This window comes from Bradyrhizobium brasilense (assembly GCF_029714345.1).
Lineage (GTDB): Bacteria > Pseudomonadota > Alphaproteobacteria > Rhizobiales > Xanthobacteraceae > Bradyrhizobium > Bradyrhizobium australafricanum.
This window is the reverse complement of the sequence record NZ_CP121669.1, coordinates 6,962,365-6,987,411: the sequence shown is the minus strand read 5'-3', so window position 1 is coordinate 6,987,411 and position 25,047 is coordinate 6,962,365. Positions and strand designations below refer to the sequence as shown.

Here is a 25,047-nt window from a genome sequence, read left to right as displayed (position 1 = left end):
CTCATGTGATCTGTCGGTCCGCAAGCAGGCGGAGAATGCCCAATTCGCAGAGAGCAGCTCCTGCATCGATAATCGGCCCCTCGGCTGTTTTGGTGGGCCCGGACGGCGCCCGTTGCATAACACTTTTCATTTCGAACGTCAGAAGAACAAAGTCGTAAGATGGCGAAAGAGGACCCTCAACTCCGTTGCCGAAATGTCCCATGGCAGCGACCGGAAAGATCCAAAAAGGACAATTGCGACACACGTTCCTGATCGCCTTCTCCGAAGACGGGGTGGCGAGCGCAAACGAGAACAGAGGAGGCCCATGATGCGTTGGAAACCTGCGACGTTGATGGCAAGTGCAACGGCGTTGCTTCCGTTGATCCGTGTTGTTGCCATCCTGGCTTTGGTCAGCAGTGCCGCCGCCAGTCATGAGTTGGAGAGCGGAGCACTCCTGATCCAACATCCTTGGGTCGCGGCCAAGGATATGACCCACGCCGCAACGACAGCCTACGTGGTTGAAATCCAGAACAGAGGCGCAAAGCCAGATCGGTTGCTCGGGGCATCACTTTCCGGCAAGAAAGGAATCTTGCAGAAAGCCGTTGCAGGCGCTCGGCCAGCGAGGTTTGCCGCGCAAGATCAGGGCTTCCCAATCGAGCCAGGTGGTTTCGTTCGCCTTCAGCCCAATGGGGCGCGGATCCTGTTTGAGGGACTACACGGCGCACTTAAAGAGGGAGAGATGGTCAAAGGAACGCTGGAATTCGAGAAGGCCGGTACGATAGCGATCAACTTCATGATAGAGCCGGCGAGTCTGGCTGAAGAAGATGATAGGCCAATCCATCACCATCACGACTAAGGCGCCAGGAAAGGGGGGATGAACAGCGCCGACAGCAAACGAGAAATGGGAGTGGAGCGATGGCGATCATGTTGCCTCAAGCGCGGTATCGATCTTGCAGTCGAAGCCGTCGTCGCGGACCTTGAGGCGGCATGGCCTCGGCAGCACTCGTGAGCCACGTGGTGGTCTCGAAGTTCGCCTGGTATCTGCCGCTGTACCGGCAGGCGCAGATCCTGGCCGGCCAGGGCATCCAGCTCGACCGCGCGACGCTCGCCGGCTGGGTCAAGCGTGCCGCCTGGTGGCTCAAGAGCCTCTACGAACTGCAGCTGCGGATGATCCAGGCTGCACCGCGCCTTTTCTGCGACGAGACGCTGATGCCGGTGCTCGATCCCGGACGACATCGCCCCCGCATCTGCCAGTTCTGGGCGCATGCCATGGATGACCGGCCATAGGGCGGGCCGTCGCCGCCGGCGGTTGCCTACGTGTTCGCCAACGGCCGCGGCACGGAAGAGAGATCGCCGGACAATTGATGGGCTTTTCCGGCATTCTGCAGGTCGACGGTTATGCCGCCTACAAAGCGCTGGCGCGCGATCATGGCGGCGCGATCCAACTCGCCTTTTGTCTCGCCCACGCCCGCCGCAAATTCGTCGAGGTGTATAAGACGACTCAGTCGCCGTTCGCGCGCGAAGTGATCGAGCGCCTGCAGGCGGTCTATGCCATCGAAGCAGAGATCCGTGGCAGCAGTGCCGAGCAGCGGCTGGCCACCCGCGGCACCAGGTCCGCTCCATTGATGAAGGCGCTCAGGACGCGCCTGACCGCAATGGTCGGCCAGCTCTTCTCCCAATCGAAGCTGGCGGAGGCCATCAACTACGGACTCAATCACTGGGACGGGTTGACGCTGTTTCTCCGCGACGGCCGTGTCGAAGTTGACAGCAACACAGTCGAGCGTTCCACGCGACCGATTGCGATGGGAAGACGCAACTCATTGTTCAGCGGCAGCGAAGGCGGCGCCGAGAGCTGGGCGATCCTGGCGTCGCTCGTGAACACGGCAAAACTCCATGAGCTCGACCCGCAGGCCTACCTGACCGATGTGCTGGAGCGCATCGTGTCCGGGCGAACCAAAAGCCATCAGTTGCGGGAGCTGCTCGCCTGGAACTGGAAGGCGGCACGCCCACGCGCCGCACAGGCTGCCGCATGAGCCCGCGTCGACATAAATCAGCATCGTCGATGGCGTCAGCCGCGATGCCTCTTGCCGAGCTCGAGCGATGGCTCCAGGCTCGTATCAATCGACATCCTGCCGCCACCAGCATTCCCATGCTCGACGGCTATGCTGCCGCGATCGTCGCCGGACCGGTGTCAATGAGCCCGATTGACTGGATCTGCCCACTGCTCGCGATCGACGCTGACGCTTTCAACCATGGTGGTACGCCGGAGTTCGCCGCGATATCAGCCGTCGCGCTACGCCACAACGACATCAGCAACACCCTCTCGACCGCGCCCGATCGGTTCGAGCCGATGCACCGGCGCAAACTCAATGGCGATATCGATCCGCGCCCCTGGTGCCAGGGCTTCTATGCCGCGATGCAGCTCAGACTGTCCGCGTGGGCGCTGTTGCTGGACGCAGGCAACGTTAGTCACGGCCTGCTGCTACCCATCCTGCTGCACAGTCGCGACGATCAGAACCGTCCGCTGCTCGGGGCGCCACAAAGCGGTCGCGAGCCTATCGCTCACGCCGACATCCCAGCGGCCGTCGAAGCCTTGCGCCAATATTGGATGCCGATCCGCTACGCACGCTGATCACCACGGACGTGGTAGCTCATACCGCTTACGGCTGATCGGCTCGCCTCCCAAGGCGACCTCGCGGTCACGCGAGGTGCGGCCGCCGAGACGACCCTCTCCTGCGCCAAACATTGACGGGATCCTTTGTCAGACGGTTCCGCGCCGTGCGCGGCGGATCATTGGGCGTCCTTTTGTCGAGCAGAGGGCTGGATGGTACTGACCTGCCGGCGAGATCTTCAGCTGGCAAAACTGTTTGACGAGGGCCTGATCCATCCTGGCGTCATCGCCGATATCCGATGATTCAGCCTCGCAGCGCTTCGCCGGCGATCGGTGCCGGCTCTTCAGATGCCGACGGTGTCGCCGACCGGCACGACGCAACAACGGACGGATCGGGTGCGCATTATTCGAGCGCGTTGTCGCAACAGGTTTGCTTTCAAGGACGAGAATACCATCGTCGAGTGATGATGATGCGCCACGGTGTGGTCTGGGTTCCCAAGACGCCGCTCCCGCCGGCATAACCGGGAGCCCTTGCGAACTGAGTGTGGCTCCTCGCCAGATTTTGAATGTCAAAGGAAGTGGGGCCGAACTACCGCTGTCTAAATTCAAGCAAAGGTCACCATTTGGAGTTCGGCAGCTTTGCGATCGAGCCGTTACCGGTGGTCTCGACGAGCCAGTCGGAAGGGCTTCCAGCGTTCGCCGACGACCTATCCGTGCGACGGCACCTTCTGCTACCATTCGCCGCGTCTGCGCTTGTCGAGTGGTATCGGTGCAGAATTCGCGCCTGCGCCAGACGGCATTTTCGAGGCCTACTGGGCGTCGAGACCCTCGTCGCGGCGCTCACGGCGACCAGCATCATTCTGCTGCCTCACGGCGCGTGAGTTGCAGGCGATCGCCAATGATTTCCGCGCGACCACTGGAGATCAGGCGCTCGGCGACGGCATCGCTGATCGTTTTTGTGCCGAAGCGCCAGCCGCCACGCGAGCGCCGCTCGAAGGCGCCGAACTCAAGCAGACGAATAATGCGAATGTCGTCATTTCTTAACCTGACGTGAGCACGTCCTCGAGTACTGACGCGAGTTTCGATCTTGCCCATGGGCTCTTCGGATTCGAATGGAAAGGGTTGAATTTCAGCGCGGGCTGGCAGGGCCGAGCCGTAACACCGAAATTCAAATCGGGTTATGTACTCGCGACGGCACGGAAGTGCAACCGTATATGTAAGCGGACGTATTGCCGAAAAGCCGTGTTCGGAACCGATCAGTATTTCTCATACTCGCACGAAATTCAGACGTAAGGGCAGGTCTGCTTGCACGGATCTGCCTACTCTCAGTCGCGTGGAATTGCGTGAGTTCGTTGCTCAATTCGCATCCTTCAATTTCTAACAAGTATGGCTCTATCTATTCGGGGGCGCGATCGTCGGCGGTTAGCTGCTGTAGCGCGCAGAGCGCTGCGCAGGAGGGACACCGAGCCAGTCAGCACCTGAGCCGCCGGGCCTCATGGCTTCGAAGCAATTTCACGCCGCTATCCACTCTCCATCGCGCGCAAGGCAATGTACGCGCGTGACCATGGACTTGCCGGGATCATGATCTGGGACCAGTTCGCCGACGACGGTTCGCTGATCGCCGCACTCCGCGATCGTCCCGCGCGAACACCGCAATAGAGCCAATCGTGGCGTGGGACTGAAGCCGATGCCTGACGTCACAAAGCTGCAAAGTAGCGTCGCCATACTCCTCAGCATAGCTGCCGCCTACTTCGGTTAAGAGGCATTTCAAGTGGCTAAGGGGCCGTCGATTTTGCGCAGCTGGCGGCCCCGCTACTTCAGGATCCGCGAGAACTCCGGCTGCACCGTTAGACGGTATGCAATTAACCTGTCTCCGCTGAAGCGTTCAAGTGCAGCGTCGCAAACAGGGCATAGATATCACTGTTCCCGGGCTCGGATATTAGTTCGATGCGCGGAATGCAATTAGGGCAGCTGACGTCGCTTTTCCACATCAGATCACCCAGCAGAATTCTTCGGAGGTGGACGGGCCAGGCGGATTGCGTTGGCCCGCCAATGCCAACGCGGCGCTCTTTTCGAGAATCCTTGAGCTTGGGATTTTACAACCGAATTGAGAATTTGAAATAGGAAGGCCAGGGGAGCCACGCCGAACGCTTGACAATAAGCCCGCGCCGTTTTTCGGGGACAAATCCGGCAACTTGCCAGTCTCAGCCGGTCGAGGCGTTCATTTTCAATTCCGAGCAAGGTGTCTCCAGAAGAGCTTCGTTGACTGCTGGATGATGACCCGCGCGCGCAGGATACGATCGAAGGACCGCCGGTTGTCGAATGATTATTAGAGCACACGCTCTGAGCACCGGAGATCAGCTGGCAAGTCAGCTCATGAGGTCCACTCTCACTTGCGTCTTACAAATGTCATCTTGCGCGAGTCAGTGAAGCAAGCGCCGGGGTGGCCAGCGATTAGTTCCAGACAAAGCATGCGGCAGGATGCGCGTGACGAAGAGATGAGGTCGATGACAGAGCTTTTTCGCGCATGGACTCTATTGTTCATCGCTGCTTCCATGCTTCTTTGCCCCGCCGCAAAAGCGCAAGATCGCCGCATTGTCGCCGAACCTGTTGCACCTGCTACGGTCTGCGATCGCCCGGTGGCCTCCGGCAAGAACGATACGGCCAGGCTGCAAGATGCCATCGACCAGTGCCCCGCTGGTGCGGCGGTCTATCTCGGGCGTGGTGAGTTCCGGTCCGGTCCACTGGAGATGAAATCTGGCGTAACCTTATGGATCGGACGCGGTGCAACGTTGTTCGCCATCGCTGAACCAGCTGCTTACGACAAGGGTCGGGGGCAGTGTGGTCGCATCGCCGGGAAAGGCGATGGCTGCCGCCCGTTCATCAGCTTCAGCAAAACGCGCGGCGGCGGCATCTACGGCGATGGCATCATCGATGGCCAGGGCGGCACGCCAATGGTCGGCAGTGCCGAAACTTGGTGGCAGCTGGCGCGCCGCGCGCAAGTCGAGGGTGGCCACCAGAACGCCCCGCGTTTGATCCAGATCGACCATGCGCAGGACATCACGGTCGCTGGCGCCACCTTGCGCAACGCGCCTAATTTCCATATCGCGATGAACCGGGTCGAAGGCGCCACGTTTTGGGGCCTCACGATCGAGGCGCCAGCCGACGCCCGCAACACCGACGGCATCGACCCTGGCGCCAGCCAGGATGTGACCATCACCCACAGTTCTATCCGCACCGGAGACGATAACGTGGCCATCAAGGCCGGCGACAACGGCGCAACCCACCATATTTCCGTCATCGACAATTATTTCGGCTGGGGCCATGGCATGTCGATCGGCAGCGAGGTGAACTCCGGCGCCAGCGACATACTGGTGCGCAATCTGACCCTGGACGGCACGACGTCTGGCTTGCGCATCAAGAGCGATGCCAGTCGCGGCGGATTGGTCGAGCGAGTGACTTACGAGAACGTCTGTCTGCGGGGAAATCGATGGCCTGTCGCGTTCGATACAAAGTACGATCCGCGCGCACAAGGCACGAGGATTCCGCTATATCGAAAAATCGTTCTGCGCCATGTGCGCGGCGACAACGGTGCGCTGCTGATGCGCGGGGCAGACGAGAGCCATACGCTTGACGTGACCCTCGAAGATGTTCGATTTGCCGATTCCGCGACCTGGCAGCTCGAGCATGTCAATGTGACCGCCGATCATTCTGACGTGTCGCCGCCGCTGCCCGGGCGAGTGAGAGGACCGGTGCCGCGCGATTGGGAGGGGTGCGCCAGGGCATTCCGCGACGTTAATCAGTAAGCACAACAACTGGGACCTCAGCTTGGTCAGGTCTGCCTTGATGCGGCTCTGAATTACGGGCATCACCAGAATGCGGTTCATGGCGCTGGGTTGTAGCCATCCTGACAGGTATTGCCGTGATCGGACGTTGCGGCAGTTACGCGCGGGTTCAACTTCGGCGAGCAAATGGGTTGACGATCCTCAGTTGCTATATCGGGACGGATCTTGGACGATCGCACTCGGTGTGCAGCAAGCCCGGTAAGAGTGAGATCAGATGCGAATGTCCGTGTTTCCCGCTACCGTTCTGGCTGGGTGTTTCTGGATCTCGGTAGCCCATGCTCAGCCACTTCTTGTCTCGCACGGCGACAGGGCAGCCTATCATTCCGTGCAGGCAGCCATTGACGCATTGCCGGCGCAAGGCGGGGATATCCAGATCGCACCGGGCATCTATCGCGAGAAGGTCAAAGTCTTCAAATCCGGTGTTCATATCAAAGGATCCGGCAGGAAGCCGGATGATACGGTCATTGTGTACGGCGACGGTGCGATCAATGTCGGAGGGACCATCCGTTCTGCGACGTTGGACGCCTCAGGCGATGACTTTCGGCTCGACAACTTGACGATCCAAAACGATTACTCGCTCAATTCGGCCAATCCAGCTTCGCAGGCCGTCGCACTGTCCGTTACTGGAGACAGGGACATTATCAGCCGCGTCCGCCTGCTCGGCGCACAAGACACCTTGTTCGCTGCCAAGGGGCCGAATGGCCGGATGTCGCGACAGTACTTCTTAGATTGCTATATCGAGGGACATGTCGATTTCATATTCGGCAATGCCAAGGCCTATTTCCGACACTGTGAGTTGCACGGTATCGCCAATCAGGCGGTCGTCTATACCGCGCAGAGCAAGGCAGCGCCGGACGAGGACAGTGCCTATGTGTTCGATCATTGCAGACTGACTGCCGACTCCGCCGCGCGGGATGTTGCGCTTGGGCGGCCCTGGCGCCCCTATGCAACAGTGGTGTTCCTATCGACGAAGATGGATGCACCGGTCGTCGCGGAAGGCTGGCGCGAATGGACTCCGGGCACGACCAATACGCTGGGGACGGCCTACTATGCTGAATACAAATCCACCGGTGTCGGGGCCAATCCCGCAGGCCGCGAGCCTTATTCGCACCAATTGACCGATGGCGAAGCCGCGAAATGGTCGCTGAACGCGTTCTTCGCAGGTGCCACAGATTGGCTGTCCGGCGAACCTTCCAGATCGGAATAGAGGAACCCTGGCGAGTGTTTTCTCGTTATTGCGCAGCTCTCGGGCCGAGAGTGGGGGCGAGATCGTCCTTGGGCTGGGACCTCCCGTCGACAGCAACTGAAATTGGGGCAGGGCCCGGCCGTCGCGCCATGCCGGCTTCTTACTGTCCCCTTCAGTAGAGGTCGACGCAATCGGCATTGCTCGCTGTGAATTCTTGTTCTCGTCAGCTTTTCGAAAGCTAGGTCCCATAAAAATCCAGAATCTGACTTTGCTCCACAGCTGCCGCTTGGCGGCCGTGCAAGCGTGCGGATTGCGCAGGGCCTACACCGTCACAAGGAGAGCAGGATGGATCCAGTTGACCCATTCTTCGATTCAGGCGCTTGGATGGAGGCGTACGCCGCCCGACAGGGGCGAGCGGGACGGCCAGGGGGCAACGCAAGCCAGCAAGGCGATTTTGAGCGGCGGATGGAAGATTTGCAGCTCGATTCGCCTGATGAGAGTTCCGCAAAGTCGAGTTCGCCGGACCAGGCTCCCGCAGGAGCGGGGCGGGCAGTTCGACGGGACGAACTCGGCGGTTCGATGCGGGTGTCACCACGCTCAGATTTTAGGGACAGCGCGCGGGGCGATGCGCGGCGGAGCTTAGACATTCCCCGCTTTCAGCTTGATGCTCCGGCCCAAGTGCCGCAGTCCAGTTTGCGCGATGATCTGTTCAGCAGCGCGCGCTACAGCTTGCCGGACGAAGGGCCTGCGGTTCAGGCCAGGAGCGGTAAAAGCCGCGGACTGTGGTCGCGCTTCAAGTCGGGGGTCGGCAAAGCCTTTGGTGGGAGTAGCAAGTCCTCGCCGGAGACCGCGCAGCCGGATGCTTTCTCGACGACTTTTCGCGTCGATTACGCCAGACAGCCGGGCCGGACGCGTGGGGTCGATCCGGAGGACGAGGCGCTCATCAAAGAGTTTAGACAAAGAGCAGTCCGCAACCGCACCGAAGGCACCGCAGCCGGCAACCTCACCGACGGCACCATCAGAAATGCGGCAGCCGACCTGCGCATTTTGAGCGCGCGCCAATGACAACGATAGGCCCTCAATTGCGGATCGCATTCGCCTCGAGATGGAAAATGCGCAATTGGAAGATCCGGAGGTGGAAAACCACCAGCTGGAAGCTGAGCTCGACCAGGATGTCGACACCTATGCAGCGGACCGCGCAAGGCGTATCAAAGCTGCCTTGAAAAAGCTCCGTGAGGTCGGGGCCGGAAACACCTTGTCAGCCGATCTCCGTCGCCTGGCTCCCCATGGTGCCGACGCGCCCCTCATCGGCATGTGGGTCGCGGCGGAAAAGGCGACACGCAGGGTTGAGCCGGAGACGATCGACAGGCAGGCTCGCCGAATGTCGAGGCTGAGTGAATGGCTGCAAAAGCACGATAAGCCGGCCATCGCCGGCCGGCTCTTCACCTCCGGGCTGGACCAGGATGTCGCGGAGTACAGGCAAGAAACCAACGACGGCAAAATCAACGCTGATTTGCTCAGGCTTGGCCGCTACCAGCAAATTTTGGAGGCGAACAGGGCGCTCGGTTTGCAACCTGCCGAGGATGCGGGGCAGCCCGTCGCGGAAGGCGCTCGACAGGCGCACTCGCCGCAGGAGGTCCCGGCAACGCCAGCCACGCCGAGTTCGGGAGCTTGGGATTGGCTTGGTGAGCAGATCCACGGACCCTTCCCATCACTGCCAGCGCCGCACCACGGTTGGCAGGCCGCCTCGTCGCAGCAACTGCCTACAACGTCGGCCAGCCCGAGCGCCGGGGCTTGGGATCGGTCCAGCGAGCAGATCCTCCAACCCGCCGCACCTGTGCAAGCGCCCTATTGGGTCGCGCAGCCCAATCTGCCGCACGGGCTTCCTGCGACTCCGGCCAGTCTCAGCCAAGGAGCCTGGGATTGGTTCGGGCAACAGATGCAAGAACCCGCCTCACCATCGTCAGTGCGGCCTCGCTCATCAAACATCTACAGCGGTCTAAATTCCTTGGTTGATTTGGATCCGTCCACTCCGCACGACTTGCACGACGAAGCACGCTCCGCGCCCGCACCTGAATTTGGCAGAGCGCCGTCATTCGCTGGACTGTCCGGGGACGTCCAAGAACTGCGGGATATTGGGGCCGTCGTTGGCTCTGACTGGCGTCGCGGCTCCCAAGCGGCCTCGGATGTGTTGGTTGACGTCCTCGGCAACATCAATCTGCTGCCAAACCAGTTCGGGCCAAGTCAGTTTATGATCAACGGTGAGCGCTACTCGGCCACATTCGGACCAGGAGGGCGCACGGATGTCCGCCTGATCCATCATCCCCGCCCGAGCTACCTTGATGAAGCTGGGCCATCCCGGCCGCTTCATCATCCACCGCTGATCGTCCAAGCCGAGCAACCCCGTGAGGGTCTACGGGATCTTGGGTACCTGATCCACGGAGGATGGGAGCACCGCGAGCGGTTGCTTCCGCTTTACCTTGTCCGCGTCCTGCAGGGGGAACGCATCATGCCGGGGGCTGGGCGTCCAACCTATTTCGCGATCCGCGGCGTGCCCTACAGGGGCGAGTTGGATGAAAGCGAAGGGCGCCAGCGCGTTCGCATCTATCCTGAACGTGGCTGAAGAGCGCAGGTGGACGGCAATCTCAGGCGCTCGGCGGGGCAGCTCGCGCGAGGCGTTCTACAGCCCGGCCCTTGACAGCCGATGTATCCATTCAAAGTATTGAGATGGGCCCCGCCTGAGCGGTCCAGCTCCCGTTTGTTGGCGCAGCTTGAACGCGGCCTTCTCTATCCCTCAGGCTTTCACAAATCTTCCGCCGATCAACTTGCCTTAGAAGCCGCTGCTCAGTAAGCGCGACTGTTCGAACCACGTCGACCGCCCACAGTCCGGAGTGCGGACGAAGCGAGGTCTGGTGGATGTGGGAACGCTCGCCAACGACGTCGTTTTGCTGACGCTGGCTACTCGTGATGGCAAGGTCGAATACTTTCGGAAGGAGGCCCTGCTGCGCGACCTACATATATTTAGGCCTTCATGCTCGAGTTGGGTATTGCCGCTATTCAAAATTCTCATAGTGCGTTGCAAACACTTTTTCCGGACGGGACACCCAGTAAGGTGACTGCTCGATCTGGCAGCCGATCGAAGTGAGGTAGCAGCACTTCAAATCGGTAAACCGTCGTATAGCTCGGTCCCCCTTTCTTTATAACGATCGCCCACATCCATATAATTGAATATTGGCGCCCAGCCAGCTATCGGAGCGTAGAGTTGCGATGGCAATTGCCTCCACGATCGACGGTCGGATCGATTGCCATGGAGCAAAAGCTGCAGCAGTTGCCTTTCATACTAAGTGGTTGGCAGCCGGATCCCGATGGTCGGCTGCTCAGCCTATCTCTCTCTTGGACTTCCCGTGCTCCGGTATAACGCGGCATCTCATGAAACTTGACCTTAAGAACAGTCGTCATGATGTGGTGTCTTCTCGGACGCCGCCAGGACGCGGCCGACCTTCGCACGCCTGGTTCGCCAGCACCCGATATTCCAGCTGACCTGAACGGCTAGCTTCAAAGCAGCGTTCCGGAGAGTGGACCTACGACATCCGGCAGGGATGTCTTTGATGCCGGCTCGGAACTCCAAATTGAAGAGCATGATGGACCGACGACCTGATGATGCAGCTTCCGGCCAGTACTTGGTCGCGGCAGCTACCCAACGTCAGACGGATCTCCAGCTCGTTGGATGAAGGGATGTCGAGATGATTGATACATTGCGAAATGTAACTGGGTCGACTTTGCCTGGGACGCCAGAGGAAAACGATCGCGATCTAGCTTTGGATTTCGACAAAGGAGTGCTCATCATTTTGGTGATCGTCGGTCACCTGATCCAATATATCCTCTACCGAGATGAAGGATACTGGGATTCGCCATTCTTCAAATGGATCTACATGTTCCACATGCCTCTCTTCATGGCGATAAGCGGATATCTTTCTTGCCGAGCGCTGTTGCAAAAGTCGTTGATGCAAGCCGTCGGTGATCGGGCGATGCAGCTCTTGGTGCCCATGCTGTTTTGGTGCGCTCTCCTGGAGACAGCAAAGTTAGCCGTGCTTCCCCGCGCCCCTGACGCATCAGGCAACATTCTACAGCTTCTAAACGATGTCGCCGGCACATACTGGTTCATCTGGGCCGCGCTCGTTTGTTTTCTTCTCGTCAAAATTCTTTCGATCTTCAATCGTTGGTCGTCCTGGATCCTATTCTTATCAGTCATCCTGGTCGCACTTGCACCTCTGACATTCTCCATATTTCCTCTCATAAAGTACACTTACCCGTTTTTCTGCTTGGGATTCTCATTTGCGCAGTCAAGAGACTGGTGGACGAGCATAACGCGCGCCTATAAGCCGCTCTTGATCATGTCTGCCTCAATAGCCGCACTGGTGTGCTTTCTGGCCTGGCGCAAAGACACTTACGTCTACAACAATCTCGCCCTGGTCAAAGATATGCAGTCGGCAAAAGACGTGCTTCTGATGTTTTTTGGCTCAGCAGCGGCCTCAGCGATCATGAGTGAACTCTTCCAGAATTGCTGGAGAGTTGGCCGCTCAAATCGAGTGGTCCGCTTTATCGCCGTGGAAATAGGACAGAGCACGCTGGTGCTGTACCTGATTCAGGGCATGGCATTTCGTCTCATGGATTCGATACAGTACGCAGAGCCTTCGGATCTCACATCCAAGTTGGCCGTGGCGGGAATTCTAGGGGCTGCGATTGTTCTGGTCGCGCTAATGGTGCGCCGAACCGTGCGCGACATTCCCTATCTGTCTCAGCTCATTCTTGGAACTTCACCCCCGCGCCCTATGTCCAGCGGGGCAGCCTGCGGATAAGTAGCTGTAGCCGAAATCCGGTCAGGAGGCTCTTAGATCATGGGATAGCAGGCGCCCTGGTTCGTCTCCTCACAGCGTCTCGCCGGCGCGCTTGCAGAACTTTGCGAGCAATTCTTTCGAACCGAGAGTTTGGTAGCAGAATTGGTGGCATCCTCACTGATCTAGAAAAATATCAGCGTAGACACCAACAGATTGAGGGCGTGCTCCGTTTGGGGCATGTGTGTGATGCTTGTCGGGTTATGAATGTAGGACAGTCCGAGGCTTCCATATATCCCCGGAGCGATATGCGCCGTATATGTCCCCGTGATGGCTGTGGTATCGTGATGCGCAAGCTGGCCTTTGGCCAAGGCAGCATCCACTGCAAACCTGCTCCAGGTCGTGTTGTTGGCAACCAGAGCAATCAAATCACTGGGCCGGCTGTCAAACAGTCCCTTTGCATATAGACGAAGCTCGTAATACTGGCTGATCCTGTTTACGTCAGGCGGAGCTCCCATGATGGAGAATCCGCCATAGATGCCGCGAGATGGCGTCCCCTCAACATCACTCTGCCAGAGCTGCCTGTCAGCAGCGATGTAATGAAAGTTATTCCCGCTCTCTCTTTGTTGATCCGGATCTGCCAAATTCCTGTAGCGGCTGCTGTTCAAACCAATGCCGGCCCGCAGCCAGGTGTCGGGAACGCCAGGAGCGGCCTTGCTCTTGTAGCCAAGTTCATCAATGAACAGAATGCCGGCATTGGCTGTTCTCCAATTCAAACCCGAAGGATTTTCGGTTATCTGCGCATAAGGACCATCTGGACTGATTGACCGCTGCACGGAGACTTTGTTGTACAAGTGATCATCAAAATTGTACTTCAGGTTGGCGGCCGGCGTTGGCGCGGCGTTGGTGCTCATCCCTGCTTGGAAAAGAGCAAACATGTTTGATCCTGAAATTCCTCCAAACAATGTGCCGGTGAACTCATTCGCATTCCTGAGATAGCCAAACTTGAGTTCGAATTTCCTGTCGAGGAAAGTTTGATAGTAGGCGAATGCATTTAATCCTACTCGATCCGGTCCAGGTCGCTTCCATGTCCAGTATTGCTGCTCGGCTCCAACGACAATCTGTCCATCGGGAATACCAAACCGGCTGAGGTCATAGGTGACGATCACGAAGTTCGCCGTAGCAAATGTCGGATTCTGCCCCATATAGAGCTGGTTGGCGATGCTGCTTCTGGCCGCATTCGGCAGCTGGTTGTTTGCAAAGGTGTTGTGCGTCCAGCCGATATAGCCAATGCCGACATCTGCCAGCGCGGATCTAACGCCATTGTTGTCCTGATCAATTGTATCAGCAGGGCCGGGTATGTTGAGCCAGATCCCTTTTTCTCGGAAAGCATCAAAGCGTGCGAAGGGGTCGATCGTCTTTCGCGTTTGGGTCTGGGCAATCCGACCAGCGCTGCCGCGCTTTATGAGAGGCAGGTTGGGAGCTGACGCCAACGCCGAGGCATGAAGTCGAATTGGCTGATTGACCACGCCGATCTGGAGCTTTGTAGCCATATCGGGCAGTGTTGCCGCTCTTCTCTTGGTGGCTTGGTCCGCCACATTGCTCTTGGGGACAGGATCGTCAGCAGTTTGTGCCGAAACGGGGGGGCCGACCAAACAAGCCGCGAGCGAAAGTGCGACGGCAAGTCGCCGTTGCGGCTCTCCTGATCGCAAGCTGCAGGAAAATGCTGCGGTAGCCGAAGATGTTCGAGGCGTCGTCGCCGTAACAAAGCAATCACGCACAGTGTACTTCGCGTCCTTGTTTTGCGAGCCATGAATGGATTGATCGGCGGTCCAGAACGGACATCCCGAGCCGTGGCGTCTGAGGACAAGAGGGACGACGCCCCATGGGCAGGAAGTCTATCCCAGCGAGATTCACTAGACCTGCCGACTTGGTCGCTCGTAAGTGCGAGCACGATCTGGTCTGCGCCTTGCGTGTGCATCAGGCCGGATTTGCCGAGAGTGAGCCGCGCTTGCTGGCTGAGCGAGAACTGTTGGCCGCGAGCGCGCGGCGTCGCAGCTGTCCTCGCCGCCAAAACAATTCGAACGTCGACTTCGATGCACTATGGGGTGGAGGATTGCAGCCTTGCCGAGCATCTTGCTCGAAGTGCCTTTCTCGACGAAGTGGCAGCCACCGGAATGCAATGCCAGCCAAAGCGGAGCCGTGGCTTCGTGAGGCTGTCTTGGTATCGCGGTCCGCCAAGGACGAAGCGATCGTCGACGGCCGCGATTTCCACAGAGCCTCGGAATTTGTTCGTGCAGCGATCGCGTCACAACGTCCACGATGGTAGCCCAGAACAGCGGGGGAAGCAGGTTTCGAGCTGCTTTGGTGGCTGTGGGCGAGGAGTTGCTAATTCCGCCCGCTGCATTGGCACGGACAAATCTGCGGTGCATTCCGAGTGCCTAGCTATGATCGGGTAACGTTCGTGGGCCACGCTTGCCATGTGTCCGTCGTCTCGATCAACCTGCCAGGATTGGTAGTTGGCCATGCTCAACACTTGCCGCTCCAATGGCATGGTGGCTCGAGCGCCAGCTGTGGCGCCTTTTTCGTAGCGCCTGACCGCGAAGTTGCCAGCCTCGGCAGCACGGAAACCGAGAGTCCGACTTTGAAGGAAATAGCGGCCGGCTCACATCAGGCGCCGGCAGGGTACAAAATCTGCAAGGTCATCCTGAATGCAAGAATGCTGCACCATGGCCGAAGAAGATGAGAACTAGTGCCTACCGCCAGCCCTATGATGCAAGAGTTCCACGTAGGGTGTTCGCTTTGCCTTGGTCAAGACGGGCCGCTTGATTGGAGCCAAGGGAGCAAATGGTCGGCGAGTTGAAGAATGTTGTTGGGGCGGCCGCGGCTCGCTGGGATGCGTGAACGTCGCGAGCTCTCACGTCAACCAAGAAGTCTATCGAAACGGGGAAGTCGGGCAAGGAACGATGGAGATGGTTGATCAGGCGGCCGCTTCAGACTTGCGGCCGCTCTTATACGGCTCGTCAGGGCGAATTCGCAGGGGTCTGGTGTTTCTCGTCCTTGTCGGCTTGTGTGCGGCAGCAGCTCATTTTGGCGGCAGCCTCGCAGGGTTTGTCGAGACGCCGGCAGCCGGGCCCGCAGATGCGGTGGTGGGCCTGTCAGCGCAGGACAGGATATCCCTAACCGAGATACGTTGGGCGCAGGAGAAGATGAGCGAGGATATCGCAGAGCTCAACCGGTACATCGATGCTCAGCGGAAGGACCTCAAAGGGATCTTAGATCAGATCACAGTGCTGGCTTCGCGGATTGATTCCTTGCAGAATCCAGCAGCTGTCCCTTCTGCTCCCTCCGCTATTTCTTCGTCGCCCCCACAAGCTGCTTCGAGCCCGGCCAAGAAGCGCGCCGAGAAGCGCGTAGAGCGGTCCAAACCACAAGGCCCCGTTTCCGTCGGCGGTGCGCCAGTGATCGCAGGACAGAAGAGGGACAGGCCTTGACATGTTAAGGCTGTTACAGGCGTGGACGAGTCCTTTAGCCGCACTCACCGGGATCGGCCGTACGTTTCGCAAAGTTGCTTGTTGCGATACATAGCCGAAGCCTACGAATACAGCGTCGTCACCAAGGTCACGCTCGCCGAGGTGATCCCCGTCAATGCAGCCGACAGCATTCCGGCGCTTGTTTCGATCATTCGTCCGCAAGCAGTGTTGATGCATCGAGACCGTGCTCGGATCCGTGGCCTAGTAGGGTGTGCGGTCGAGATGAGCGTCGAATGCGGCAGCGACGGCGCGCACGATAAAACGGTGCTCGTGCTTGACGCGGACGAAGCCGTCCTGGATCTCCACGATGCCGTCCTCGGTGAGCATTTCCAAGCGGTCGGCTGAATCGAGAAACCCAATCGGATCAACTCCGTGGGCCGCACAGAGTGCCGGCACGTCGGCCTGCAGATCGCACATCAGGCGCTCGATAATTGCAGCCCGCAGCCGATCTTCCTCAGTGAGACAGCAGCCTTTCGATGTTGCCAGACGGCCAGATCTGATATGCCGGCTATAAGTAGCGGTTTCGGCCGCGTTCTGGACGTACCCGTCACCGAGACGGCCGATGGCTGACGGACCAAGGCCGATCACGGTCTTGCAGGTATCAGCCGAATAACCCAGCGAGTTGCGGCGTAGCCGTCCAGCTTCTTGTGCCAGCGTGAGCTCGTCGTCCGGCAAGGCGAAATGGTCGAGCCCGATTTGCCGGTAGCCGGCAGACACCAGCGTCTCCGCCATGGCCGCAGCTTGCTCGACGCGGGCAACATTGTCCGGCAGTGCCGTCTCATCGATCTGGCGCTGACGTTTCATATAGGAGGGCACATGGGCATAACCGAAAACCGCAAGCCGGTCGGGTCGCATGGCCACTGCCGTCCTTGCCGAGTTCACACAGGACTGCACCGTCTGGTGCGGCAGTCCAAAGAGCAGGTCAAAGTTGATGCGGCTTATTCCCTGCTGGCGAAGACTTTCGACAGCAGAAGCCGTCTGCGTTTCGCTCTGAATGCGGTTGACCGCCCTTTGAACCTTGGGGTCAAAGCTTTGCACACCAATGCTCGCGCGGCTGACCCCGGCTGCCCCTAAGCTTTCCGCCATCTCGATCGTGAACGCGCGCGGGTCGATCTCGATGGCGACGCTGGCGGACGTGCTGAAGGCAAAATAGCGGCGTAACAGCTCCATGAGAGCCAGGAAATCGACCGCCGCAATGCTGGTCGGCGTTCCGCCGCCGAAATGCACGTCGTTGACGGGCAAGGCGCGCGGCAGTTGCTCCGCAACCAGACGAATCTCCTCCCGCAGCGACGTCAAGTAATTGCGAATCGGCCGTTCGCTGCGAGTGAGGCTTGTGGGAAAGCCGCAGTACCAGCAGATCGACCGGCAGAACGGAACGTGGAGATAGAGCGATACGGGTTCGTCGGGCGGCAGCCGGTTCAACCAAGTCTGACAGGTCCTGGCACCGATTGTCGTGGAGAAGTCCGGTACAGTTGGGTAGATGGTGTACCAAGGCAGGCGAGCATCGCAATATTTGTTCAGGAGTGCGGTCTGCAAGGCTTGGCTTCCCATGCTCATACAGCCGCGAAGCTGGCCGATTCGCCCTCCTGTGTCTTTGAGTTATGTCAACTGGTCCGAACTTACTCGAAATCGGAATTCCGTTCTCGATATCACGGCCTAGGGACTGACGTGGCGTGAGAGGTATGAGGGCCGAGGCTGCGCTGCGAGCGTGGATGTGATCCACCATCTCGACCCATCACCGCGAGGCAAGCGATATCCCGCGCAGGTCCGGGTGGAGTGGCTGCTCGTCGCTCACCTTCCTTCGCTATAGGCGGCACCTCTCGGATAAATGCCATGAGCAGGACGCGTCCGGCTGAAGATACCATGGATAAGAAGTTGCTCATTAGATGAGGCGTGACAAGCGCGAGATCATACAACCTGACGCTACGTGAGATTCAAGGCCCTTGGAGCCGCGCAGAAGGCATTTTAGACGCCACGCCAAAAAAATGGACGGGCCTCATTTCCGCCACGCTGCTTGTCTCATTGCGGCAAGCATCGTCACGGATGTACTGATGATGTTGGGGCGGACCCGGCGCACTTCCAACCCCGGCAAAGTGCGTCGGGGCGCCTTGGCTCAGCGACGTCCCATCGCCGAATACAAGCAACTCACCATTCACAACCAAGTGTCCGGTTTTGCTAATCCCGGATGAGAGGCCGACCAGCTTCTCACACGCAGTGACTATGTGAGGATGCGTTTCTGTTCCGCTTCAGCGTTTCATGTCGCTTGTTTTGCGCTTGCTTTTGCAGTTATCAATCTTCGCGGGATTGTGCAGTTCAGCTCTTCATTGGTCGCGCTTCAGCTGCACAATCATGCGCAAACCAATTGGATGCCGGCGACGAATAGAACCGCCACGAGGATGAACCTGACAGTTGTCTGGCTCATCCATTTCAGGCCGATCATCGTACCTGCAACGGCACCTCCCAGCGCGGCGACTGCGTAAAGCCCGAAATACGAAGACGGAAATTGACCAGCGAGAAGAGCTCCAACGAAGCCGATTGTGGAGTTAGCCAGAATAAAAGGGGGCGACAGCGCGGCGGTCTGCTTCGGCGACGCCCAATTCAGGGCGATGAGCGTCGGGGCGAGGAACACTCCGCCGCCGACGCCGGTCAGGCCGGAAACCAGGCCAATGGCCGCTCCAATGCTCACCGTTCCCCAGAGCGGATTTTCGTGAATGCGATCGGCGGCGCCTCCGCGCCGCACGATCATCACGGCTCCTGCCAGCAGAAGGACGACCCCGGTCAGCGTCTTATAAATGTCTTCTCCGAGCACCATAAGGCCACCGGCAAACGCCGCCGGCATCGATGAGAGCAGAAGCGGACGCAGCATTATCCAGTCAACGACCTTGTTGCGGCTGAAGACCCATGTAGAGTAAGTCGCGACAACAATGTTGAGACCGAGCGCCGTCGGGCGCATCTCTGTCGATGGCAGAGCGGCAAAAGCCATTAGCGCCAGGAATGCGGTGCCACCCGCCTGGCCAACGGTCGTATAGAGCAGTGAGATGATCGCCAGGACCAGAGAAAACATACTTCACCGGTTTTGGCGACGCTCTTCGCCTTGGTTGCGAACCGCATCAAGGATGCCCTCCCGAGGCGAGGTGCTAGTGTCTTTCCCGCGGGGTTGTTGCTTTGAATTCCGAGTTTAGTCAGCAGCCGGACCGATCCTCAATCCAAATTGCATGACGATTGCCATGTGTCGATCGTCTCCATCAATTGTCAAGTCTCGTAGTTGACTGGACTACGCAGGACTCTTGCAGGTGGATGGACAACGCATGTCGGGTAGACAGTACTCCCGGCCTCGCCTGACGCCTACGGTTGCATTCCGAGCCGTTACACATGCAAGTCGGTTGCCGACGATCGGACCCGCGTTTGTCGTTGATCTCTGATCGGCCGGCCTCCCCGTGCGTTCAGGCCAGAAGTTCGCTGCGCTTGGGACGTCGACGCGTTGGAGGGCTGCCGCCGCGAGAACGGCGTTCTTTTTGATCTGGATCAATTGGTGCCGCGGCTCGCGCAAATGGTGCTGTCGCGTTTCCTCCCGATGTCACGATTGCTTCAATACGCCATGTACTGGAACCGCCCGTTTGCCAAGCCCTTGTTTCCACGATTGATTGTGCAAACACAAAAACTGGTATGACACTTGCTGGTCCGATCCCAAGTCCTCTCCCTTCTGGAGATGCACATGCAACGTGTCCTCTTGCGTCAAGGAGCTCTCGCGACATCGCGTATCTCTCGTTGCATCGTTCACGCCACTTCTATTCGCCCCTTCGATTTATTCGCGCCGGACCTGCGCGCCCCTCAGAGACCACGCATTAATGCCAGGTCGTTACCCTTTGGGGCTTCTGCTGTATGTTACTTATCGATCGCGTCCTCGACGCCGCGCAGGGGCGCAGGATCGGCCAAGGGCCGGCAATGCGAATTCGCAAGAGGGGGAAGAAAAATGACACCCCTAGCACCTTCGCCGGCAAGCAGAGCATCGACGCTGACATCACGCAGTTGGAAGCCGGCGCCCGCGAGCGGGTCGGCGTGCCCTAGCTCACCTCGTTCGGGAAGCTCAGTGCCTATAGTCTGCTCGTGCTCGACCTTGACATGCAGCAAAGCCTCATTCGCGCCGGACCTGGGTTTCGTACGATCCAATCTGACCTATGCTGACGCCGCAACCGGTCGTGCTGTTTGGTTCGTATCGCCGGCTGAACCGTTAGGACAGTTGGATTTCCTCAAATCCGCGAGCTCCGCATGTGCGTCAGAGATCGAGAGCGCGGGCCAATCAAAGTGGCCGACCCTGCGGCGACTCCTAGATTGCCAGCACGTCACTGGCGGCCAGGTAGATCACATTGAATGAGCATCGGCGCTACGGTTGCGGCGCGTTGTTCCGCTTCAGACACAGGATAGCAGCGGCGCCTCGGCTGTTTGACGGAGACGATCACGCCGCCGCAGTGGGCGGCAGGGCCCAAATTCGGAAATGGCGTCTGGGCAGCATGCGGGCGCTCCAGACTTCTCGTAAAGCAAACCCGGGAGGTTCAGGCCATGGAATCCAACTTGGCTCCGCCTGAAACAAGCGCAATCGAACGCAGCGACACCGACCATGATCGGCGTCCTCAGCCGCCGATCAAGGATCGTTTTAGCTTCACAGAATGCGCAAAACAGACGCATTCGCTCAGAGCGCTGTTCGAGCTCCTTGTAAACTGCGCCACCGAAGAGGGGTTCGGTGAGGTTGCTTATGGCGCCCTCAACTTCGTTGAGCCACTTCGCCTGGCGGAATATCCACCCCCAACCGTGGCCGTGAAGTGGCCACCAGATTGGTGCGAGCGATACTTCAAACACAAGTATCACACCATCGATCCGGTGGTTCGGCGGACGCCGATGCTGTTGCGGCCGTTTTTGTGGGATCAACTCGCCAACCACTATCCACTTCAACCAGACGAGAGACGCGTACTGGACGAGGCCAGGGAGGCCGGCTTGAAGCATGGTATGAGCGTGCCGTTGTTTGGGCCGCTGGGCCGAGTATCGGTGGTGTCGTTTGCATCTCCATCCGACGATGTTGATCCTCAGGACCGCTTCGGCCATCTCAACGCATTGGCTTCGCTCTTTCATACCGCCCATGGCGAGATCGCACGTCCCTGCAATAATGGCGGAGAGAAGAAGGTGGCCCTGTCGCAGCGGGAGATCACTTGCATGCGGTGGGTGGCGGAGGGAAAATCGTCATGGGAAATTGGGGTGATCTTGGAAATCAGCTTGAATACTGTCAATTTTCATATCAAAAACGCGATGCGAAAGTTGGGTGCGACCACCCGGATCCAGGCAGTCGCTATTGCGATTCGCCTCAATGTTTTTTGAATTGCTCACTCGAATTGGAGCTGGCGCCAACGGTTAATTGTTGCTCGCGCTTCCGTTGAGGCAAGCGATTGCAACCCCTCGTCGCGTCGGATCGGAGCTCCTCAACGAGTGTTGGAGCACGGCGATGCGTTTCATCCAGCCTATGAGCCAGCTTGGACGACTGGTGTTGGAAAAGGCCGGCAGGGGTGCTTATTAGTTAAAGGAACTTGAAGAAAGAACCCCGACCGACGGTCGGGGATCTCGATTCGACGCCGCAAGCGTGTGGATATCACTATCTGCCAAACGCCGGGCTGAACTTGTAATTGAGCCGTGCCGAGATGAGATCGACGTCCTGGTGGACGCGATCGCCGCCGGATGTTGGGAAGAGCACGCTGCTGCCCTGCATGAACAAGTGGTCATACTCAACGCCAGCCGACCAGCTCGGCGTGAGGCTGACTTCGACTCCTGCGCCCAGCGCACCACCCCAACGCACATCGTCGTTCCTGGCAATCCCGGCTCCGGTAGTCACTGAATTGATGTGATAGGTGTTGCTGGTCACCGCAGCACCGCCCTTGGCGTACAACAGAACGGCATTGAACGCGTAGCCGATGTGACCGGTGAGCAAGCCGAACGCATCCGTTTTGGTGCCAATGACGTCTGCCGGGAAGGCGGTGCTGACATTGGAGCCGTTGAAATCGGCCCAGTTGCCCTGACCTTCGATGCCATAGACTGTATTGAAGATCTGCCAACGATAGCCAATCTGACCACCGACGGTGGCTCCAGCCGAATTATGGCAGCCCTCAGGAATGACGCCATTGAAATCCCAGCAATTGTGGCTCGATCCCCAGCCCCCATTGATACCGATATAGTAGCCGGTCCAGTCGATAACTGGGGGGGCAACCGGCAGCGGAGGCGCTTTGACGTTGAGGGGCTGCGCGGCGAAGTCCGCGCCAAATGCGGGAGCGGCCGCACCGAGTGCGCCGATGCATGCAGTCAGAATCAGCAAATTCTTCATTCGAGTGTTGTTCCTTTCGATGCCCCCCGGCGCTGTGCGTCTTAACAACATCGCCGCGAATTGCTGTAACTGCAGCACAACATTGTTTTGCAAGAAACGGGTCGAATCGAACGCTGCGTCAGATTGTTGGGCGCGCATTCATCGCCATGCACAGCCCGACCAAGATGCTCTTAGCCGATAGGCACGCACCATGAGCAAAGGTCAATACCGCCGATAGTAACTCTTGCACGATTCTCAACGGTCTCTGTGCGCCCGCGGAGGAGCCAAAAAGGTCGATGCGGCTGGCCTGCTTCTAGTAGCTAATTTGCTTCGCCCTTGCGGATGCGACAGCGCCTAACGAAGCATTACGTTGAAGTTGTACAAGCGCGTCCCGAGTTCAGGGGCATGAGTAGAATCTTCGTATGCACAGTGTCTCGTTAAGGGATAACGAGCTTGTCCTGCCTCGTCGTCGCTTACTCTGACCCTTGGCTGACTTGCCCAGCGCTTGGCGCTTTGTGCCCGCTGCATTAGTTGAGAAGCGGTTCGGGCAGAATAGCCGTGGAAAAATAATGCGACAACCATATATCGAGAATGCAAATCTGCGACTTAAGATTGCGGTGAGCCGTGACATAGCTGATCGCTATTGACGCGGAAGTGTGAGCAATCTTGCTGCCTTGGTCGAGGCTGTCAATTCTGCGCGTAATTTTCGTATCGCCTCGTTCGCCAGATGCAAGGTATTCCGTTCGCCGTTCCTTATCGAATATTCCAGGGAAGCTCGCAATCGGCTATGAAGTACTGTCTTGTGATTATGTGCCAGCAGCGGATCCTTCTCGACAAAGCGCCACGCCTTGTCAAATGCGACGCTCACGAGAACCTCTGGCGCCTGCATCTGCTCGGATGAGATCTGATCCATCTCAAACTCCAATCGATATCTTGAATACGAAGAAGTCGCGTTGTCGAAGCATCGAGTGCCGGTGGCCTATCAAGCAAGCAAGAGATCGGGTCCGTAGGCGTGCTCACGCATCGAGTCACTGTCGACGCTACAATCAGATTTATACAGACGCTTATTGAAGCGCGGATGACCGAACGTTGTACTACCAAATTCGGTTCGAATGATTCTGTATCACTCGAAGGCGGGCGTGCGTTATCGCGCGCTTTCATGCCGAATCGCCCAAATTGCTTGCGGTCGGTGGTGGCTAATCCAAGAAACTAGAAGAGCGGGTCTGATTGGGTCGACGCTACGGTGGTAGCGGACGAGCTGACCTTTCACCACATTCGTAACCTCGAAATACGAAGCGTTTGAACCCCAGTATTGTCCGTTTTGTACGATTCGCCGCCTAAGCGCGTGACGCAGTCTGGACAGTGTTTGTCGGCGTTATAACATGATCGACGGCGCGCCCGTCTTTCTGTTGTTTGACCCGTTCGCATGGCCGCGTGGTGTGACGTTTTGCGTCAAGTGGGAGTAGAGAAGGCGGTGACGAGATGCGGGGTAATTGCGATGATCTGGTTGGTGTTGTCCTGCAAGGAGCTGTGGAATGTAGTGCGTTGCGGGATGTAAGAGGTGCTGCCGCAACACAAGCGCCGAACCATCGAGGAAAACGTACCGAACGAGACAATCGAGACTGTGCGTCGCCACATACGTTGCTTCGCATTCATTCGCTTAGCTGCGGAATATAAGACGTTATAGATACGAAGTACTTGAAGAAAGTCCAGCTGAGATGAGAGTCGATGACGACCTCCCCGGCGCGATGGCGTCCTTTCGGGCCTCCCCTGTGATGACGGACGGTTGCGATATGACAGGGCAACGGAAGCGGCTCGTTCGCGAGACATAAGCCCATTGAATTTTGAGAGCCTTGCTGCGGTACTGGGCGCGCAAACCGCAGCGCGGCGTCGGCCCAGCTATGAATGGCGTTTCATCGCGTCCTCAACGGCCGGAGTACGTCGAATCGAACGTCACTCCGCTGCACGCGATAGAATCAGTTTGGCGATCTTAATTCGGTTGGCAGGCGTACGCAGAGCCTCAGGTAAAGCTGCCACTGTTTGATCGAAAAGCCGGCCCAAGATCTGAAGGTCTTCTGGATGATAGATGCCGCGGTCCGCCGACATTCGCGCTGTTTGCCCGTCGCCAGTGTGGCCATTGGTCCTCGCATCGCCGAGCTGACCGAGCGCAAGCTCCGCATTTATCATTTCGTTTGTGAGTGCGTTAAGCAGCCGGACCGCTTCGAGTTCGTTGCCTTCTTCGCCGATGAGGGCGGCAACGATGCCCAGTTGCAGGTCGATGCGGTGCTTCAGGTCCTGTATACGCGAATTGGAAGGATCGAGTTCCACGATGTTTCTCCAGAGTAATTAAAAGCAGGGCTAGGCTAAGTAAAGAGGTGCGTCGTTTGTCGCGTTCGTGGGGCTGCAGGCGCGTGACGAGAACGAGTTGCCGCTGCAGAAGGCTGTGCACGCGCGCAGTCAGTCGCGAACAGCGTATAGAATGAGATGACCGCGGTGCAAGTTTGCAGAAAGCAGGTGAAGGCGGCCAGCGCCGAGTAGCACTGAGGGCGTAAGCGGAGTGAGAATCGCCGACCACGATGATGTAGGGGTCCGGTTCGCCTTGGCCGAGGGCCCAGTTCGCTTGTCAGAGGTCTAGCCGGCGCACGCATGGACCCCAGCCGATAAGAGTGCGTGAGAGCCAATCTCCTGGAGCGCCTTTAGCATGACGACAATTAG

At 58.4% G+C, this 25,047-nt stretch carries 19 protein-coding genes; 12 read left to right on the top strand and 7 right to left on the bottom strand.

What is annotated here, in order from left to right; genetic code table 11:
• The first annotated feature begins 304 nt into the window (after window positions 1-304).
• The 4 genes from QA635_RS32465 to QA635_RS32450 all read left to right on the top strand — a co-directional run bounded on the left by QA635_RS32465 (window position 305) and on the right by QA635_RS32450 (window position 2,611).
• The gene (locus QA635_RS32465; RefSeq protein ID WP_283063714.1) at window positions 305-835 is read left to right on the top strand and encodes a copper chaperone PCu(A)C; all 531 of its coding nucleotides are present in this window, start codon (window positions 305-307) and stop codon (window positions 833-835) included.
• Between the two features lie 131 nt (window positions 836-966).
• Window positions 967-1,266: an IS66 family transposase gene (locus tag QA635_RS32460; RefSeq protein ID WP_283063713.1), complete on the top strand. Its 300-nt coding sequence runs from the start codon at window positions 967-969 to the stop codon at window positions 1,264-1,266.
• 77 nt (window positions 1,267-1,343) lie between these two features.
• Window positions 1,344-2,012 (top strand): IS66 family transposase, encoded by a 669-nt coding sequence (gene tnpC, locus QA635_RS32455; protein ID WP_283063712.1) that lies wholly within the window; start codon window positions 1,344-1,346, stop codon window positions 2,010-2,012.
• 29 nt (window positions 2,013-2,041) lie between these two features.
• Complete coding sequence (locus QA635_RS32450) at window positions 2,042-2,611, top strand: UPF0149 family protein (protein ID WP_283063711.1); 570 nt, start codon at window positions 2,042-2,044, stop codon at window positions 2,609-2,611.
• 834 nt (window positions 2,612-3,445) lie between these two features.
• Here QA635_RS32450 and QA635_RS32445 read toward each other — a convergent pair.
• Window positions 3,446-3,685 carry a hypothetical protein gene (locus QA635_RS32445; RefSeq protein WP_283063710.1) on the bottom strand — a complete coding sequence of 80 codons (240 nt, stop codon included), beginning with the start codon at window positions 3,683-3,685 and terminating at the stop codon, window positions 3,446-3,448.
• Between the two features lie 1,412 nt (window positions 3,686-5,097).
• On the opposite strand from QA635_RS32445, the gene QA635_RS32440 reads away from it, so the two are divergent.
• The 5 genes from QA635_RS32440 to nolL all read left to right on the top strand — a co-directional run bounded on the left by QA635_RS32440 (window position 5,098) and on the right by nolL (window position 12,480).
• Entirely contained in the window at window positions 5,098-6,396 is a 1,299-nt protein-coding gene (locus QA635_RS32440; RefSeq protein WP_283063709.1) for a glycoside hydrolase family 28 protein, read from the top strand.
• Window positions 6,397-6,655: 259 nt separating this feature from the next.
• Entirely contained in the window at window positions 6,656-7,642 is a 987-nt protein-coding gene (locus QA635_RS32435; RefSeq protein ID WP_283063708.1) for a pectinesterase family protein, read from the top strand.
• A 444-nt stretch (window positions 7,643-8,086) separates the two neighbouring features.
• On the top strand, window positions 8,087-8,686 hold the full coding sequence (locus QA635_RS32430) for a hypothetical protein (RefSeq protein ID WP_283063707.1): 600 nt from the start codon (window positions 8,087-8,089) through the stop codon (window positions 8,684-8,686).
• 40 nt (window positions 8,687-8,726) lie between these two features.
• Window positions 8,727-10,244: a hypothetical protein gene (locus tag QA635_RS32425; RefSeq protein ID WP_283063706.1), complete on the top strand. Its 1,518-nt coding sequence runs from the start codon at window positions 8,727-8,729 to the stop codon at window positions 10,242-10,244.
• Between the two features lie 1,120 nt (window positions 10,245-11,364).
• A complete protein-coding gene (nolL, locus tag QA635_RS32420; protein ID WP_283063705.1) occupies window positions 11,365-12,480 on the top strand; it encodes a nodulation factor fucose acetyltransferase NolL in 1,116 nt (371 codons plus the stop codon).
• Window positions 12,481-12,641: 161 nt separating this feature from the next.
• On the opposite strand, the gene QA635_RS32415 is transcribed toward nolL, so the two are convergent.
• Window positions 12,642-14,054: a carbohydrate porin gene (locus QA635_RS32415; protein WP_283063704.1), complete on the bottom strand. Its 1,413-nt coding sequence runs from the start codon at window positions 14,052-14,054 to the stop codon at window positions 12,642-12,644.
• Between the two features lie 1,374 nt (window positions 14,055-15,428).
• On the opposite strand from QA635_RS32415, the gene QA635_RS32410 reads away from it, so the two are divergent.
• A complete protein-coding gene (locus QA635_RS32410; RefSeq protein ID WP_283063703.1) occupies window positions 15,429-15,950 on the top strand; it encodes a hypothetical protein in 522 nt (173 codons plus the stop codon).
• A gap of 240 nt (window positions 15,951-16,190) precedes the next feature.
• Here QA635_RS32410 and hemN read toward each other — a convergent pair whose 3' ends face one another.
• Together hemN and QA635_RS32400 are read right to left on the bottom strand one after the other, a co-directional pair.
• Complete coding sequence (hemN, locus tag QA635_RS32405) at window positions 16,191-17,525, bottom strand: oxygen-independent coproporphyrinogen III oxidase (protein ID WP_283063702.1); 1,335 nt, start codon at window positions 17,523-17,525, stop codon at window positions 16,191-16,193.
• A gap of 811 nt (window positions 17,526-18,336) precedes the next feature.
• Window positions 18,337-19,053, bottom strand: coding sequence for a sulfite exporter TauE/SafE family protein (locus tag QA635_RS32400; protein ID WP_283063701.1), 717 nt, complete (start codon window positions 19,051-19,053; stop codon window positions 18,337-18,339).
• An 818-nt stretch (window positions 19,054-19,871) separates the two neighbouring features.
• On the opposite strand from QA635_RS32400, the gene QA635_RS32395 reads away from it, so the two are divergent.
• Window positions 19,872-20,057, top strand: a complete 186-nt coding sequence (locus QA635_RS32395) for a hypothetical protein (RefSeq protein WP_283063700.1) — start codon at window positions 19,872-19,874, stop codon at window positions 20,055-20,057.
• 492 nt (window positions 20,058-20,549) lie between these two features.
• Window positions 20,550-21,359 carry a helix-turn-helix transcriptional regulator gene (locus tag QA635_RS32390; RefSeq protein ID WP_283063699.1) on the top strand — a complete coding sequence of 270 codons (810 nt, stop codon included), beginning with the start codon at window positions 20,550-20,552 and terminating at the stop codon, window positions 21,357-21,359.
• Between the two features lie 271 nt (window positions 21,360-21,630).
• Here QA635_RS32390 and QA635_RS32385 read toward each other — a convergent pair whose 3' ends face one another.
• The 3 genes from QA635_RS32385 to QA635_RS32375 form a co-directional block, all read right to left on the bottom strand.
• Window positions 21,631-22,353 (bottom strand): outer membrane protein, encoded by a 723-nt coding sequence (locus QA635_RS32385; protein WP_283071943.1) that lies wholly within the window; start codon window positions 22,351-22,353, stop codon window positions 21,631-21,633.
• A 619-nt stretch (window positions 22,354-22,972) separates the two neighbouring features.
• Complete coding sequence (locus tag QA635_RS32380; protein ID WP_283063698.1) at window positions 22,973-23,245, bottom strand: hypothetical protein; 273 nt, start codon at window positions 23,243-23,245, stop codon at window positions 22,973-22,975.
• Between the two features lie 1,040 nt (window positions 23,246-24,285).
• Window positions 24,286-24,660, bottom strand: a complete 375-nt coding sequence (locus tag QA635_RS32375) for a NolY (RefSeq protein ID WP_283063697.1) — start codon at window positions 24,658-24,660, stop codon at window positions 24,286-24,288.
• Window positions 24,661-25,047 lie beyond the last annotated feature (387 nt).